This window comes from Citrobacter sp. Cm046 (assembly GCF_030333065.1).
GTDB classification, from domain to species: domain Bacteria; phylum Pseudomonadota; class Gammaproteobacteria; order Enterobacterales; family Enterobacteriaceae; genus Citrobacter; species Citrobacter murliniae.
In genome coordinates this window covers 333,861-348,325 of sequence record NZ_JAOWGP010000036.1, presented here as the reverse complement: position 1 = coordinate 348,325, position 14,465 = coordinate 333,861, and the positions used below count along the sequence as shown (strand labels likewise).

The 14,465-nt window shown below is 47.4% G+C and carries 15 protein-coding genes and 1 tRNA gene; 9 read left to right on the top strand and 7 right to left on the bottom strand.

Annotated elements, in window-relative coordinates:
• Positions 1–3 precede the first annotated feature (3 nt).
• The 3 genes from OGX98_RS08320 to OGX98_RS08310 form a co-directional block, all read right to left on the bottom strand.
• The gene (locus OGX98_RS08320; RefSeq protein WP_048221905.1) at positions 4–1,296 is read right to left on the bottom strand and encodes an efflux RND transporter periplasmic adaptor subunit; all 1,293 of its coding nucleotides are present in this window, start codon (positions 1,294–1,296) and stop codon (positions 4–6) included.
• 77 nt (positions 1,297–1,373) lie between these two features.
• Complete coding sequence (gene cusF / locus OGX98_RS08315) at positions 1,374–1,721, bottom strand: cation efflux system protein CusF (protein ID WP_045440871.1); 348 nt, start codon at positions 1,719–1,721, stop codon at positions 1,374–1,376.
• Positions 1,722–1,771: 50 nt separating this feature from the next.
• Positions 1,772–3,154 (bottom strand): efflux transporter outer membrane subunit, encoded by a 1,383-nt coding sequence (locus tag OGX98_RS08310; RefSeq protein ID WP_286595102.1) that lies wholly within the window; start codon positions 3,152–3,154, stop codon positions 1,772–1,774.
• A 195-nt stretch (positions 3,155–3,349) separates the two neighbouring features.
• Here OGX98_RS08310 and cusR point away from each other — a divergent pair, with 195 nt between their 5' ends.
• The 6 genes from cusR to OGX98_RS08280 all read left to right on the top strand — a co-directional run bounded on the left by cusR (position 3,350) and on the right by OGX98_RS08280 (position 7,933).
• Positions 3,350–4,033, top strand: a complete 684-nt coding sequence (gene cusR, locus OGX98_RS08305) for a copper response regulator transcription factor CusR (RefSeq protein WP_045440867.1) — start codon at positions 3,350–3,352, stop codon at positions 4,031–4,033.
• On the top strand, positions 4,023–5,474 hold the full coding sequence (locus OGX98_RS08300; protein ID WP_200010467.1) for a Cu(+)/Ag(+) sensor histidine kinase: 1,452 nt from the start codon (positions 4,023–4,025) through the stop codon (positions 5,472–5,474). The genes cusR and OGX98_RS08300 overlap by 11 nt, the downstream gene beginning before the upstream one ends.
• A gap of 126 nt (positions 5,475–5,600) precedes the next feature.
• The gene (locus OGX98_RS08295) at positions 5,601–5,927 is read left to right on the top strand and encodes a PcoE/SilE family metal-binding protein (RefSeq protein WP_353622276.1); all 327 of its coding nucleotides are present in this window, start codon (positions 5,601–5,603) and stop codon (positions 5,925–5,927) included.
• A 379-nt stretch (positions 5,928–6,306) separates the two neighbouring features.
• Positions 6,307–6,798, top strand: coding sequence for a hypothetical protein (locus tag OGX98_RS08290; RefSeq protein WP_045440861.1), 492 nt, complete (start codon positions 6,307–6,309; stop codon positions 6,796–6,798).
• A 14-nt stretch (positions 6,799–6,812) separates the two neighbouring features.
• On the top strand, positions 6,813–7,046 hold the full coding sequence (locus OGX98_RS08285; RefSeq protein ID WP_286595101.1) for a membrane lipoprotein lipid attachment site-containing protein: 234 nt from the start codon (positions 6,813–6,815) through the stop codon (positions 7,044–7,046).
• A gap of 86 nt (positions 7,047–7,132) precedes the next feature.
• On the top strand, positions 7,133–7,933 hold the full coding sequence (locus OGX98_RS08280) for an MBL fold metallo-hydrolase (RefSeq protein ID WP_286595100.1): 801 nt from the start codon (positions 7,133–7,135) through the stop codon (positions 7,931–7,933).
• 109 nt (positions 7,934–8,042) lie between these two features.
• On the opposite strand, the gene OGX98_RS08275 is transcribed toward OGX98_RS08280, so the two are convergent.
• Both OGX98_RS08275 and OGX98_RS08270 read right to left on the bottom strand, forming a co-directional pair.
• Positions 8,043–10,487 carry a trimethylamine-N-oxide reductase 2 gene (locus OGX98_RS08275; RefSeq protein ID WP_045440847.1) on the bottom strand — a complete coding sequence of 815 codons (2,445 nt, stop codon included), beginning with the start codon at positions 10,485–10,487 and terminating at the stop codon, positions 8,043–8,045.
• A 21-nt stretch (positions 10,488–10,508) separates the two neighbouring features.
• The gene (locus tag OGX98_RS08270; RefSeq protein ID WP_048221907.1) at positions 10,509–11,603 is read right to left on the bottom strand and encodes a NapC/NirT family cytochrome c; all 1,095 of its coding nucleotides are present in this window, start codon (positions 11,601–11,603) and stop codon (positions 10,509–10,511) included.
• Between the two features lie 447 nt (positions 11,604–12,050).
• On the opposite strand from OGX98_RS08270, the gene uspF reads away from it, so the two are divergent.
• The gene (uspF, locus tag OGX98_RS08265) at positions 12,051–12,479 is read left to right on the top strand and encodes a universal stress protein UspF (RefSeq protein WP_045440843.1); all 429 of its coding nucleotides are present in this window, start codon (positions 12,051–12,053) and stop codon (positions 12,477–12,479) included.
• A gap of 148 nt (positions 12,480–12,627) precedes the next feature.
• Here the strand turns inward: uspF and OGX98_RS08260 are convergent.
• Together OGX98_RS08260 and OGX98_RS08255 are read right to left on the bottom strand one after the other, a co-directional pair.
• Positions 12,628–12,704: transfer RNA gene (locus tag OGX98_RS08260), tRNA-Arg, on the bottom strand.
• Positions 12,705–12,743: 39 nt separating this feature from the next.
• Entirely contained in the window at positions 12,744–12,923 is a 180-nt protein-coding gene (locus OGX98_RS08255; protein ID WP_225760609.1) for a hypothetical protein, read from the bottom strand.
• Between the two features lie 37 nt (positions 12,924–12,960).
• Between OGX98_RS08255 and fimW the strand changes: the two genes are divergently transcribed.
• Both fimW and OGX98_RS08245 read left to right on the top strand, forming a co-directional pair.
• On the top strand, positions 12,961–13,554 hold the full coding sequence (gene fimW, locus OGX98_RS08250; protein ID WP_045440839.1) for a fimbria biosynthesis transcriptional regulator FimW: 594 nt from the start codon (positions 12,961–12,963) through the stop codon (positions 13,552–13,554).
• A gap of 166 nt (positions 13,555–13,720) precedes the next feature.
• Positions 13,721–14,446: an EAL domain-containing protein gene (locus OGX98_RS08245; protein WP_286595099.1), complete on the top strand. Its 726-nt coding sequence runs from the start codon at positions 13,721–13,723 to the stop codon at positions 14,444–14,446.
• Positions 14,447–14,465 lie beyond the last annotated feature (19 nt).

The following is a 14,465-nucleotide window of genomic DNA, read 5'->3' as shown; positions in this document are numbered from 1 at the left end:
TCCTCAGTGTGCATGGGTCGCCGGAGCGGGCATTGCTGCGGCATCTGGCGCATCACTTTGCCGGGCCCGCATACGATCCAGCGCACCGGAGATATTCGCCTCGGAGTCAATCAGGAACAGACCGCTGGAAACGACTTTTTCACCTTCAGCCAGACCAGAGCGAATAGCCGTTAGCCCCTGAGATTCATGGAATACCGCAACCTGCTTCGGTACAAACCGTCCTTCGTTATCAACGGTGATCACCCGCTGCTCCGTGCCGGTATCAATCAGCGCTTTAGATGGGATAAGCAACATCGGTTCACTTTGCGTTTTCAACTTCAGATAAGCATTCATCCCCGGTTTAAGCGCCTCGTCAGGGTTATCAACCTGCAAACGTAGCTGGAGAGTTCGTGTGGTAGCATCGACGCTCGGCAGAATACTCCACTTGCTGATGGTAAAGGGTTTATCAGGCCAGGCTGGCACGGTGATAGAAAACTGCGAGGCATCTTTAAGCAGCCAGGCGATAGACTCCGGGACCGACGCGCTGACCCACACCGGATCCATACCCTGAATTTTCGCCACAACATTGTCTTTTGAAATGTTCATGCCGGTACGCAAATCAAATGCGGTAATCACCCCATCAATAGGTGCTCTCAGGGTGAAGCGTGTCTGAATTCTGCGGGTAGATGTTAAACGCTGAATGTCCGCCTCTGGCATACCGGCCAGACGTAACCTTTCCAGAATACCTTCAACCTGTGTGGCAGTACCGCCGGTCTCACGTAACAGCAGGTATTCACTCTGCGCCTCAACCCAATCCGGGATTGTCAGGTCGATTAGCGGCGCGCCTTTTTTAATTTTGTCACCCACGGTGAGCGGATAGACCTTTTCGATAAAACCAGCGGAACGCGCCTGCACAATGACAAACTGATATTCGTTATAACTGACGTTTGCTGGAAATGTTTGCGCATACAGTAATGGCCCACGGCGCACAGGTTCCGTTTTTAATCCCAGATTCTGAGTCTGAGTCGGATCGATACGCACTCCCGGCGCAGAAGCGCTCGCAGTCTCTTCATCGGCATACTTCGGGATCAGATCCATATCCATGAACGGCGATTTACCTGGCTTGTCAAAGCGTGTATTCGGATACATTGGGTCATACCAGAACAGAACTTTACGGGCTTCTTTTGGCGAAGGTGACGCTGTATCGGCCGAAACGTTTGCTGATGAAAAATAGGTATAAACACCGACAGAAATAATCCCACCGGCAATCATGCCTGCGAGTATAAGCGCGGTATTTTTAATTTTTAAAGACGCCATAGTGATTTCCATTGCGCGAGTGTCTTACCCGTGTGCAAAACAACCCGGGTAAGAACAGAAGAGACCTGCGGACTTCGTTATTTACTGATGTGAATATCTCGTAAGACAGAGAGATTTCCCTGCTGCACAAAAGTAAACGCCACTTTATCGCCTGGCTTAATATCATCAGCACGTGTATCGGAGACTTGCGTAAAACGCATCGTCATTGCGGGCCAGTTTACCGCCGGAATAGGCTCGTGTTTAATGGTGATTTTTTTGTTTTCTGTATCAATAGATTCAATCACACCGGTTGCGCTAATTGTTTGTTCCTGTTGAGCCGTTGGCTCCATATTCATCATGGAACCATGCTGATGCTCATTTGCCTGAGCATTAAACATAACCACAGATAAAAAACTAAACAGAGCGGCTTTGGCGGTAATATTCATAAATCATTCTCCTGACAGTTTAATGCAACTTAAATATGACGAATATAGGGTTATTCCGCCCAACCGCCGCCTAAGGCAGCAAACAGTTTAATTTCATTAACCTGTTGGGCGTAATTAAGATCGAGCAGCGATTGCTGCGTTGCGAATAAAGAACGTTCCGCATCCAGCACCTCGATATAGCTCACTGCACCATTCTGATAAAGTGCTCTGGCGCGTTGCAAAGTGATCTGCAGGGACTCCAGATAGCGTTGCTGGGCGGTAATCTGATCGGCGAGGCTTTGACGTAACGCCAGCGCATCAGCCACCTCTTTAAACGCGTTCTGAATTTTTTGCTCGTAATTTACTACCGACTGTTGCTGGCGAATTTCTGCCAGATCGAGATTTGACTGATTACGTCCGGCGTTAAAAATCGGAATATCGATTTTCGGGACAAAGTTCCACATGCCGCTGGCGGCATTAAATAAGCTGGAGAGGTCGCTGCTGCTGGCGGATACTGAACTGGTTAGCGTAATTGACGGGAAAAATGCCGCTCGCGCAGCGCCAATATTGGCATTTGCCGCCATTAAAGCATGCTCAGCTTCCATAATATCTGGCCGCTGGAGCAGTATTTGCGAAGGGAGCGCTGGCGGCAACGTCACTGCTTTAATATCGCCATGGCTGCGCGACCGATCGTCTGGTAATTTTCCGTAGGTTCCGAGCAACAGCTGCAATGCATTATTCGCCTGCGCCAGTTCACCTTTACGTTTTGCGATATCGCTGCGCGTACTTTCAATCACGCCCCGAGCCTGTTCCAACGCCAGAACATTGGTGCTTCCGGTTAATAACTGTTTCTCGACAAAGGCGTAAGAACGTTGATAATTTTGCAGCGTTTCTTCCGCAATTTTCAGCTGCGCATAAGCCAGACGCTGATTGAAATAACTTTGCGATACATTGGAGATTAACAGGATATGCACCGCCCGATGTGCTTCTTCACTGGCAAAGAAGTTCTGCCGGTCGGCTTCACTCATATTTTTTAGCCGACCGAAAAAGTCCAAATCGAAACTGAGATTCAGCCCGGCCTCAAATTCCCGGTTAGTGCTGGTATCGCCTTTTAATTTTCCGCTATACGTGCCGCTGGAGCCTGCATTAATCTGCGGATAACGGTCAGCATCCGTCACGCCATATTGTGCCCTCGCTTCCTGAACCTTGAGGGTTGCCATGCGTAAATCACGGTTATTGAGCAGCGCCTCACCTATCAACGCCTTTACCTGCTCGTCCACAAAGAAGGTGCGCCACCCCGTATCTTGATACCCCGCTGGTGCAGAAACCAGCGTGTTCTGGCTTAAAGAGAATTGCTGCGGCACCGGCAAGGCCGGGCGCTGATAGTCCGGAGCCAGAGAACAACCGGCGAGAACAAAAATAGCGCTGAGGGTAAGAAGTTTAAATTTGCACATAGCTCTTCTCGTCCGGACCGGACTGATAACCGTAAAATGAGTGTGAATTTATCGACTTGTACCTTACCTAATTGACTCTGTTTAACCGGTGACAGGTAAATGACAAAACTGTCATTTTCCCAATAACTCATTGCTATCCGATCCGGCTCCTCTAGAATTGAAAACCCGCACAGCCAGTGCGTGAAGGAGAATGTGATGAAGATTTTGATAGTCGAAGATGAGAAAAAAACTGGCGAATACCTGACCAAGGGCCTGACAGAATCAGGTTTTGTTGTGGATTTAGCAGATAACGGTCTGAACGGATATCACCTGGCTATGACCGGCGATTACGACTTGCTCATTCTTGACATCATGCTGCCTGACGTAAACGGCTGGGATATTGTACGTATGCTGCGCACCGCCAACAAAGGTATGCCAATCCTTCTTCTCACTGCGCTGGGTACGATTGAACACCGGGTCAAAGGCCTGGAATTGGGTGCCGATGACTATCTGGTTAAACCGTTCGCCTTTGCCGAGCTTCTGGCGCGGGTCAGAACGCTGTTGCGACGAGGGGCTGCGGTGATTGTTGAAAGTCAGTTTCAGGTCGCGGACTTAATGGTTGATCTGGTCAGCAGAAAAGTGACCCGCAGCGGGACGCGCATTACCCTCACCAGCAAAGAGTTTACGCTGCTCGAATTTTTCCTTCGCCATCAGGGTGAAGTCTTGCCCCGGTCACTTATCGCTTCTCAGGTCTGGGATATGAATTTTGACAGCGACACCAATGCGATTGATGTCGCCGTTAAACGGCTGCGCGCCAAAATTGATAATGATTTTGAACCGAAGCTGATTCAGACCGTGCGCGGCGTGGGGTATATGCTTGAGGTACCGGATGGTCATTAAACGATTGCAACGCCCTTTTTCGCTGGCAACGCGTCTGACCTTTTTTATTAGTCTGGCCACTATCGCCTCGTTTTTCGCCTTTGCCTGGATAATGATCCACTCAGTGAAAGTTCATTTCGCCGAGCAGGATATCAATGACTTAAAAGAAATAAGCACCACGCTGGAACGCATTCTTAATCATCCCGACGAGCCGGAATTTCGACGACTGGAAACATTAAAAAACGTGGTCGCTGGATATTCAAACGTCATTATTTCACTTGAAGATGCCAATCAAAAAGCGATTTTCCATTCGCCAGGTGCGCCGGATCTCCGCCAGTTTATCGCCAGCGCTAAGCCGGATAAAAATGCCCATAGTAATAACGTCTTTTTATTATCCGGCCCAATGCTGCATTCACAGGAACATGCCCACGGGCAAAAAATGTCCTCCAACTGGCGAATGATTCGTTTGCCAATTGGCCAACTACCTGACGGAAAAGCAGCCTATACGCTGTATATGGCATTATCGATAGATTTTCATCTGCACTACATTAATGACTTGAAAAACAAACTGATTATGACGGCATCGTTGATCAGCATGATGATTATTTTTATCGTGCTGTTCGCTGTTTATAAAGGCCACGCACCAATCCGTAACGTCAGCCGCCGAATCCAGAATATTACCTCTAAGGATCTCGACGTCCGCCTGGATCCACAGGCTGTACCTATTGAACTGGAACAACTGGTAGCTTCGTTTAACCATATGATTGAACGAATCGAGGATGTGTTTAAACGTCAGTCCAATTTCTCAGCAGATATTGCCCATGAGATCCGCACCCCAATAACCAATCTGGTCACGCAGACGGAAATTGCGCTCAGCCAGCCCCGCAGCCAAAAAGAGCTGGAAGATGTGCTCTATTCGAACCTTGAAGAATTTGGTCGAATGTCGAAGATGGTGAGCGACATGCTGTTCCTGGCGCAAGCGGACAATAATCAATTGATCCCGGAAAAGACTGCACTAAATCTGGCGGATGAAGTCAGCAAAGTATTCGACTTTTTTGAAGCGTGGGCGGAAGAGCGTGAAGTCAGTTTGCGTTTTGAAGGCCGCGCGTGTTGGGTATCCGGCGATCCTTTAATGTTACGCCGGGCCATGAGTAACCTTATTTCTAACGCCATACGTTACACCCCAAAAGGCGAGTCTGTGACTGTGCGGGTGAAAGAGGCTGATGGGCAGGTACAGATTATCGTCGAGAATCCCGGCCCCCCCATTGCCGCAGAACACCTCCCCCGGCTCTTCGACCGCTTCTATCGGGTGGACCCATCGCGACAGCGTAAGGGCGAAGGTAGCGGTATTGGACTGGCTATTGTGAAATCAATCGTCACTGCTCATCAGGGCAAGGTCTCTGTGACATCTGACCCACGCGCCACCCGCTTTATTTTGACGCTACCAAAACATGCGATTTAATCATCTGCAATGGCGCTGAGGCACCATTGCAGATTTATTCTCTGACACAACCGTCATAATCCTGTCACGTCGTTGAGCGTACCTGTTTATTATAATTCCCTCCGTCAAACCAAACCGGAGAATATGATGAATAAAATATCGTCTTTTTTAGCTATTGCATTTTTTATCTCAGCTGGCGTTAATGCGGCAGAATCTTCAGGAACCCATCAGCAAGCGGCGACGGCTCATCAAATGATGAATAACAGCGATGCTCCAGCCCATCAAAAAATGGCTCAGGCACATGAGATGCAGGCGTATAACAGCAAATCCAGGCAGACTATTGCTCCATCCTTCTCACAAATGAATGAACATGAACAAGCGATGGTCGTTCACCAGTCGATGAATAACAGCCATTCATATTCACATGAACTGCAGGCAGAAAAACACCGTGAACGTATCCCGACACAGGGATAATTGATACCAGTCTTTTGAAAAAAACCATAATAACAATAGGTTACAATCAAAAAACCGCCCCTTCACAGGCTTGTCTATCAACAGGCCTGTATTTTCGTTTATCCTCACCGAATTATTAATGTCAATATTAATATTCTATTAAACTCCTCATTAAAAAGTAAAATAACACCTGAGACATAAACAACTTGTATAAAATACGTAAACATCCAGCTCATGATGTTGCTTTTATCAATAACAACAACCTTTCGATGAATATAAATTAGGAATCCCCCTGGTATGTTTTATTAATATTTAGTGGGAGACTGCTTCCGTCATAAACATGACGTAAAGAAAGTTAGTATTCCTATAAATAAATTCAATGATGATAGTGAGTAACAGAATGAAAAAACGTCTGCTGGCCGTCTTTGTCCTGGGTCTGACAACCGCCACCACTGCATGCGCAATTACTCCTGCAATGCAGAAAAAATATGAACGCTCGGGCTGTACGCAGATGAGCGAACTCAACGGCTGCGATGTTAATAAATCCTATGAGTGGAATCGTGATCATGGATTTATCGACAACACAGAAAACCATCAGAATCGACATCACCGACATGGCGAAGATCAGCCGCGCAATCATGATCAGGCCGGAATTTATGGCAAGTTCTCCGGGAATTACGTTGCAAATTTTGAGAATGGTCAGCGCAGTGTAGATATTCACATCGAAGACTCCACCGTCTACGTAAATGGTAACGAAGTGCGTGATATCAATACTTATAAAGATACGATGACCTTCCGCGTTGGGTATTCAACATACACCATTAAAGCGAATGGTCGTGGTAGCTGGATTGATCCTGATGCCGGTAACGCTGGCAAAATTGTGCGTGAATAACGGATTACACCATAATGAAAAAGCTGATATCCGCAATGGTCATCATGGCCAGCCTGTCAGGCTGTGCTGAACATCCGTACCTTTCTGCTGCCGCCGCTGGAGTCGGTGCTGCAGCTGTTGCTACGGCGATAGCTAACCACAAAAATCACGAAAAAGAGCATGACCGCCAGGAGCGTGAGCAGAGAGAAAACCAACATGCATGGCGGCATAATCACCATCATAACAATGATGACAACCGCTACTATTAACGCTGATTAACAGCAAAGAGCGCTGAGATCACAGCGCTCTTAAATTCCGCGCGTTACAGTATGGCGCTTTAACGCTGGAGTCAGCTATGGCTTTAACCATCACAGTGTTGCTGGAAAACAGGCGCGCTGCCGGTGCAGAAACATCATTGCAGGCAAAACCAGGGCTCAGTCTGTTAGTCCAGGATGAAACGACCACAATTCTGTTTGATACCGGGCCGGACGATAGCTTTAAGCTTAATGCCGCGCTGATGGGCGTAGACCTGTCTCAATTAACGGCTACGGTACTCTCACACGGTCATTATGATCACTGCGGCGGTGTGTCCTGGCTGGCGGACAACACTCGCGTCATCTGCCATCCCCAAATAGCCTGTGAGCGTTATTCTGCAATATCCCTTTTTGGATATACCTCAAAAATCAAGAAATTATCACGCGATAATGATTACTCTCGCCTCAGTATGGAGTACACCCAGGAACCGCTATCCATCAGCGAACGTTTTCTGTGGTCTGGAGAGATAAGCGTTCCCACACCGCGAGCCTATGGTGTTATTCGTGAGCGCACCATGCGACAGGACTACATCACCGACGAAGGTGTATTGATTTATAAATCTGATCGCGGCTTAGTTATTATTACCGGCTGTGGGCATCGTGGGATAGAGAACATCGTACGCCATTGCCAAAATATAACCGGAATCACGAAGATCCACGCCCTGATTGGCGGCTTTCATCTACGTTGTGCTTCGCCGTATAAACTATGGCAAGTCCGGCAATTTCTGAATAAACAGAAACCAGAAAGACTCCTTGGCTGTCATTGTACCGGATCGTGGGGGCGCTTGTGGCTACCTGAAATAAGCGCACCTGCAACTGGGGATGTGATTGTTCTGGAGTAGATATTCATGACTGCAGGTACAGATGCAGCAGCAAGAATGCGGCCTGAAAGATTAGGGCTTTAAAACGGGAACCTTGCGGTTCCCGTTTGACTTAGCAGCACAGGCGAACCTAGATGGTTACGATTTCAGGTTCATCAAATACGGTCAGTTTTGGTGCTTCGCCAGTATATTTTTCCGCGTATACCAGGCTTGTGTTCCCCGCACAGCCATTCGCCAGTCTTGAGGTTGGAATGTCCGCAGTCAGTACGTTAGCACCGCCATTTTTACAAATACCATTCTCAATATCAGGCCAGGCACCTTCGTGGATACAGATGATCCCTGGTTTGATCCCGTCACTGACGTGCGCCCCAACCAGCACCTGTCCGCGATCATTCCAGACACGCACCAGGTCTCCCTCGGCGATACCTCTCGCTTTTGCATCATCCGGATGAATAGTCACCGGCTCACGATTTGCAATAGCGTATTCTTTACGCAGCGAAGCGTAGTTCAGCTGGCTGTGCAGGCGATGTGCCGGATGCGCCGTTAGCAGCTGTAGCTGATCCTTATCCGCAGACCCTTTCCACTCATCCGGTTCAATCCACGAAGCATGTGGCGGACAGTCTTTATATTTGTAGCCTTCAATCGTTTTCGAGTAGATTTCAATCTTACCGCTTGGCGTTCCGAGTGGATTCATAACCGGATCATTGCGGAAATCAGCATAACGCACGTATTTGTTGTTCTTTTCGTTCTCACGCATTTCGATCAATTTATTCTGCTGCCAGAACGCATTGAACTGAGGCATGGCAACGCGCTGGGCACGGGCGGCTTTTTGCGCAACATCATAGAATTGCTTCAACCACGCCATTTCATCTTTGCCTTCGGTATAGACCGCTTTTCCGCCAGGCTTAAGCATTTCAGCGAGATCGGCAAACACATCAAAGTCATTACGCGCTTCAAACTGCGGTTCAATAACCTGCTTCATCGGCACCAGATGCTGGTTACTGTAATCGCCGGTCATGGTCAGGTCGTTGCGCTCAAACGATGTAGTGATGGGCAGAACAATATCGGCATGTTTAGCCGCAGCAGTCCAGTAACACTCGGAGATAACAACCAGTTCTGGCTTCTGCCAGGCTTTAATTAAACGATTTGTATCCTGGTGATGGGTAAAGTTAGCGCCACCAGCCCACCAGATCATTTTGATCTCCGGGAAGGTCTGCTCTTTACCATTGTGCTGATATTTTCCACCCGGATTCTCCAGCGCTTCGACAATTCGCGCCACGGGAAGATTTGTCACGGCATCGGAAACCGCCCAGTCATTTCCAGCTGACGAACCGCCTTCCACTTTGGCCGAGATAGCCGGTAATACCCCACCAGTACGTGTCGGGTTCCCGCCATTGGAGTAATGATAGGAGAAGCCGAAGCCACCGCCTTCTGTACCAATTTGCCCCAGCATCGCCGCCAGTGTCACCAGCATCCAGTGTTTTTGCTCACCATATTGCTGACGCTGAATCCCCCAGCCTGCCATAAGCATGGTTTTGTTACTGGAGAAAATTTCCGCCAGCTTCTCCAGTTGTTCTGCAGGTACACCACAGACGCCTGATGCCCACTCAGCAGTTTTCTCAATATTGTCGCTCTTGCCGAGCAGGTATTCCTCAAATTGCGGATATCCGGTGGTGTATTTTTCCAGGAACGCTTTGTCATGGAGATTTTTCTTCACCAACGTATGTGCAATACCCAACATCATGGCGACGTCTGTCCCCATATGCGGTGCAATCCAGGTGGCATTATCACCAAAGAATTCAATTGTTTCTGAACGCATTGGATCGATAGCGATAACGCTTTTTCCTGATTTTTTCAGCAGATTGAAATACTCGAGTCCTTGTTCATCCGTACTGCTCCAGGCAATTTTTAACGTATTGAGCGGGTTCATTCCCCACAACACCACGACCTGGCTGTGCTCGAGTACCATTGGCCAGGTAGTCTGTTGTTCATATACCTCAACTGAGCCTACAACGTAAGGCATGATGACCTGGGCCGCTCCGGTTGAATAATCCCCGGTATGTCCGGCGTATCCCCCAGCCATACTCATGTAACGTTGCAGTAAAGTTTGCGCTTTGTGCAGCACACCACTGGAGCGCCAGCCATAAGAACCAGCAAACACTGAAGCCGGGCCATAGCTGCTACGGATCCGGCTATGTTGTTCATGAATGAGTTTCAGCGCCTGCTCCCAACTGACACGCACGAAAGGATCGCTCCCTCGTTTGCCATCCGCTTTACCTGGGTTTTCCAGATAGCTTTTGCGCACCATCGGATATTTCACGCGGATATTGGTATGTACCTGGTCGGGCGCGGTTTGCTGCAATGAGTTAGGCACCGTTTTAGGCAATGCGCCTTTTGAAGAAACGACTTTGCCGTCTTTAACTTCCACATACACCGCTCCCCAACGTGCAGCTGTCAGGATTGCCCCACCATTTTGGCCTTCAGCCCAGGCTGGCATCGGGATCACCGAAGAAATCGCCATAGTCCCGGTTGCCGCGCCAGCCGTCTTGATAAAGTCACGTCTTGTGAGTTTCATGATTTCTCCTGGTGTTATCGCTTATTTATTTATGTCTTTTGCGTTGTACTGGAAGTAACGGCTCAGGATATCCAGTTCGTTTTCACTGATGTTGGTACGAGCGCCCATCCCTTTTGCCACTGAAGGCCAGGCATTGAGCGTAAAATGGTTCGCAGGAATAGGCGCATGGCAACCTGCGCAGTACACATTGTCGAGTTTGCGAGCGTAGTCCCACATTGGCTCACGACTGGCGAGAGCAGAACCGCTCCACTCTCCCTGTAACGCCACGTCCCGCCATGTATTACCGTAATCATCGGTTTTCCATTCGGAGAGAATGTTGAGTGACTGCTGTCCCTTTTCACTTAGGCTGGCCAGAATTAAACGCTGACCTGCTGCGTAGTAAATCACCTGTTCAGTTCCCTGCATCTGGCTTCCACGGATCTCAACCAGCCGCGAGTTTTCTGTCGATTTCAACACCTGCATTTTTGTAGCGGGATAGACAGTTCCCAAATCACCGAGTGCGGTATTAGTTACGACATAAAGCTCTTTTGCCGTAGCAGGAGTGGAGGCCGACTGTGCTTCAAGTCCTTTGAGAGCGCTGTCATCCATTTTGATTTCAGGTGGGAAGTGGGCAACGCCCTTGTGGCAATCAATACAGGTTTGCTTTTCCTGAATGCCCATTTTATGCATTTTTTGGGCATCAGCGCTTTGCGCTTCAAGATCCATCGCGTCCATACTGTGACAGCTACGGCAGGTAGCAGAATCATTGGCTTTCAGCTGTGCCCAGACGGTTTGTGCCATCTCCAGTCGATGTTCTTCGAATTTTTCCGGAGTATCGATTTTTTTGGTAACAAACTGATGATAAACATCTTTTGTTGCTCGCAGCTTAGCGACGAGGAAATCCAGTCCACCTTCCGGAATATGACAATCCGCACATTCTGCCCGAATTCCTCTTTTGTTCTGAAAATGAACCGATCCTGTATATTCCTCATATGGTGCCTGCATCGTATGGCAAGACAGGCAAAATTCAGTGCTCGAAGTTTTATGCAATGTCCATTGCCCAGCTAAAACAATAACCGCACCAAGAACAATGCACAGCAGCATCGTCCAGAGGATGGTTTTATTTATTTTTCTCATTTTAAATTCCCACAAGACACCTACTCTTTAATGGGTAGACAATAATTATACTAAGTCTATTACTTATTGATATTTATCAAGCGCAGAAGGAAATGAGAATCAGCATTCAGGCAAATTTGAAGACCGTCGCATATTTGATAAGAACAAAATAAAAATATATGGTTTAGTTAAAAATCAATGACTTAACAAGGATTATAAGTTTAATAATCTATTATTTAATAAAATGTCAGAGTAAAAGACGGGAAAAGCAGCACTGAGATGAATATAAGCTCTGGGCGTCATTCGTTATATAAAAAAATATACAATGAAATGATGTAAAAAAGAAAGAAGTTCGTCGCATTATTTTTCATAGAGATTTATTCACAAAACCTTGATCTGGTCACTTCTTATACAGAACATAAATTCGCTACACTCAATACAGAGGTAAACAAACAGGAGGTGGTGAATATGTATCGCTCAATTCTGGTGCCGATTGATATCTCTGAAGCCGATTTAACTCGCCATGTTATTCCTCAGGTAAAGGCGCATGCCAAGACCGCCAAAGTCCATTTCTTAGCTGTTATACCTACCGTACCGTTCTACGCATCGCTGGGGCTGGCCTACTCCAACGAATTTCCAGACAGAAGCGGCCTCCAGGCCAAGGCGACCGAAAAGCTGGAAGAAATAATTAAACAATTCAATATCCCCACCGGCAGGACTCAGTCCCATGTGGTTTATGGTCCGCCAAAAGATCAGATTCTCAAACTGGCGGAAGCAGTGGATGCCGAACTCATCGTCATCGCTTCACATAAGCCAGGTTTTAGTACCTATCTGCTGGGCTCAACGGCGTCAGCCGTGGTTCGCCATGCGAAATGTCCCGTACTTGTTGTGCGGTAATTCTGGCGGAGTAGTAATCAAAAACGGGAGCCAGCAAGCTCCCGTTTTACATTCTTAATACATCCAAATATTTCCAGAAAAAGTAAATCGCAATCCGGCTGGTTTAATGCTGTGGATGCAACAGGAGTAAGGAGTGATTTTGTCGAAATGGTACGCCCTGTAGGATTCGAACCTACGACCTACGGCTTAGAAGGCCGTTGCTCTATCCAACTGAGCTAAGGGCGCATTGTGAAGTGATGACTTCATGCGGATGAAACGCGTGAATTATACGGTCAGTGCCTGCTGAGTCAATGCCTTTTGTTCTGGTTGCTGACGAAGTGTACGAATGTTGATTTTTTCCGGACATACACAGGTATCCAGGAAATCACCTGGTAAGAACTCAGGCACCGTAAAGCCTGGTTTAAGGTTAAATGTATTTAGAAAATTAATGATTTTGCTTAACATTCTCCTATCCCCTCCCCTGCGGTTTAGGACCTCTTTAATGTTAAGTATCGCCATCAAAGAAGAAAATAGTCACTTCGAACATGGACTGAAAATCATTATTACCCGCCTGGCAGCTCAGTGGCATCAGGAGATTTGCTTTTTACCAGTCGAAGATATCGATCGTGCGGATATCGCATTTATATCGCTGGACGAAGATTGGGCAAGCGCAGGATGTTACCAGGTTCCTGTCCACACCCGACGCCAGCATCGTGTCGTCATTTGTAATGAACACGATAAAGATAAACTGATGTTTAGGCCCTGCCTGTACATGCTGCCACTGATTTACCGGGAAGATGATGTCGAAGAGATAACCAGAAAAATGGTGCTCATTTTACAAAAACGCGCGCTCCGACACAGCGTACCAGCCACTGTCTGTCACTACTGTACCACCCGCAATTTTTCCATTGCAGAACGCCAGTTCTTAATGTTCCTGGCCAGCGGTTACACACTGGCTGAAACAGCGCACCTGCTCTCAATCAGCGACGTCCAGGCCAAAGCGACTCGTCGAAGTATTATGAAAAAGCTACATGTCAAAAACGATCAGCAATTCTTGAGATACATCAGGGCTAATCTGAGTTTTCTGCAAAACTAGAGAGTTTCTCATTGATTGTTTTTTTATTGCGAAATGTCTCATCAGTAATTAAGTATCGGCGCCTACTGTACCGATTTCTATGCTGCCACAATGCCCTATGTATATTATTTCCGGGGAAACAAAAGGACACACTCGGTAATATTTACTCAGCTCCCGGGGGGATATCGTGACACCGAGCCTGTTATTATGGAATGATAAATCTGAGCGTATTGTAGTTTCCTCAAAAAACAGCGATGCAACCCCTCTGCAATTCGCGCTCAAATGTGAGCCAATTGTAGATTTGTCTACCGCATGCCGCTACGGTTTTGAAGTTCTCACGCATCTTCCCGCCCACATAAACAGCGAAGAATATTTCACTCAGCTGTCCTTGCAGCGCAGACAGAACCTGTTCTTCCAACAAGTTACCAATGTCCGACACTTTCGACAGGATCAACATTACTCGTTGAATTTACCCATGAAGGCCTTGGCGGATTGGCCATTTTTTCATGCCCAAATTACGTCTTATCCTCCAGGACTCATCATTGAAATACAGGATCCGGAAACTTTTCTCTCTCTCAGCGCATGCCAACGCACAACTGTGTTAGACGCAATTCAACGCGTTGAGACCTGCGGTATCCCCATCTGGTTGGATGACGTTAATGAAGACCTGATGGCAGCATTCATCGCAGCTAAATGGCACCTGTCAGGTATTAAACTGGATAAAAATACCTTTTGGGCAATGAGTAAAATTCCTGGCAAACTCCATCAACTCATTCAGATGGGGAAAAAAATTGCGGATCTGGTGATCATTGAAGGTATTGAAACCGAGAAGCATAAGAAAATTGCCCTTCAAGCTGGCGCAAATCTGGGTCAGGGATATTTATGGCCAGCAATCTATCCAGACAAAGCATAATAAAAACGGAAAGGAAACA

Excerpts from the sequence above, each read along its gene's own strand:
- OGX98_RS08285 (WP_286595101.1), top strand. The coding sequence starts at position 6,813 with ATGAAAAAGCTGATATCCGCAATGGTCATCATGGCCAGCCTGTCAGGC.
- OGX98_RS08310 (WP_286595102.1), bottom strand. The coding sequence starts at position 3,154 with ATGTGCAAATTTAAACTTCTTACCCTCAGCGCTATTTTTGTTCTCGCC.
- OGX98_RS08320 (WP_048221905.1), bottom strand. The coding sequence starts at position 1,296 with ATGGCGTCTTTAAAAATTAAAAATACCGCGCTTATACTCGCAGGCATG.
- cusF (WP_045440871.1), bottom strand. The coding sequence starts at position 1,721 with ATGAATATTACCGCCAAAGCCGCTCTGTTTAGTTTTTTATCTGTGGTT.
- OGX98_RS08275 (WP_045440847.1), bottom strand. The coding sequence starts at position 10,487 with ATGAAACTCACAAGACGTGACTTTATCAAGACGGCTGGCGCGGCAACC.
- OGX98_RS08280 (WP_286595100.1), top strand. The coding sequence starts at position 7,133 with ATGGCTTTAACCATCACAGTGTTGCTGGAAAACAGGCGCGCTGCCGGT.
- OGX98_RS08270 (WP_048221907.1), bottom strand. The coding sequence starts at position 11,603 with ATGAGAAAAATAAATAAAACCATCCTCTGGACGATGCTGCTGTGCATT.
- OGX98_RS08290 (WP_045440861.1), top strand. The coding sequence starts at position 6,307 with ATGAAAAAACGTCTGCTGGCCGTCTTTGTCCTGGGTCTGACAACCGCC.
- cusR (WP_045440867.1), top strand. The coding sequence starts at position 3,350 with ATGAAGATTTTGATAGTCGAAGATGAGAAAAAAACTGGCGAATACCTG.
- OGX98_RS08300 (WP_200010467.1), top strand. The coding sequence starts at position 4,023 with ATGGTCATTAAACGATTGCAACGCCCTTTTTCGCTGGCAACGCGTCTG.
- uspF (WP_045440843.1), top strand. The coding sequence starts at position 12,051 with ATGTATCGCTCAATTCTGGTGCCGATTGATATCTCTGAAGCCGATTTA.
- fimW (WP_045440839.1), top strand. The coding sequence starts at position 12,961 with ATGTTAAGTATCGCCATCAAAGAAGAAAATAGTCACTTCGAACATGGA.
- OGX98_RS08295 (WP_353622276.1), top strand. The coding sequence starts at position 5,601 with ATGAATAAAATATCGTCTTTTTTAGCTATTGCATTTTTTATCTCAGCT.
- OGX98_RS08255 (WP_225760609.1), bottom strand. The coding sequence starts at position 12,923 with ATGTTAAGCAAAATCATTAATTTTCTAAATACATTTAACCTTAAACCA.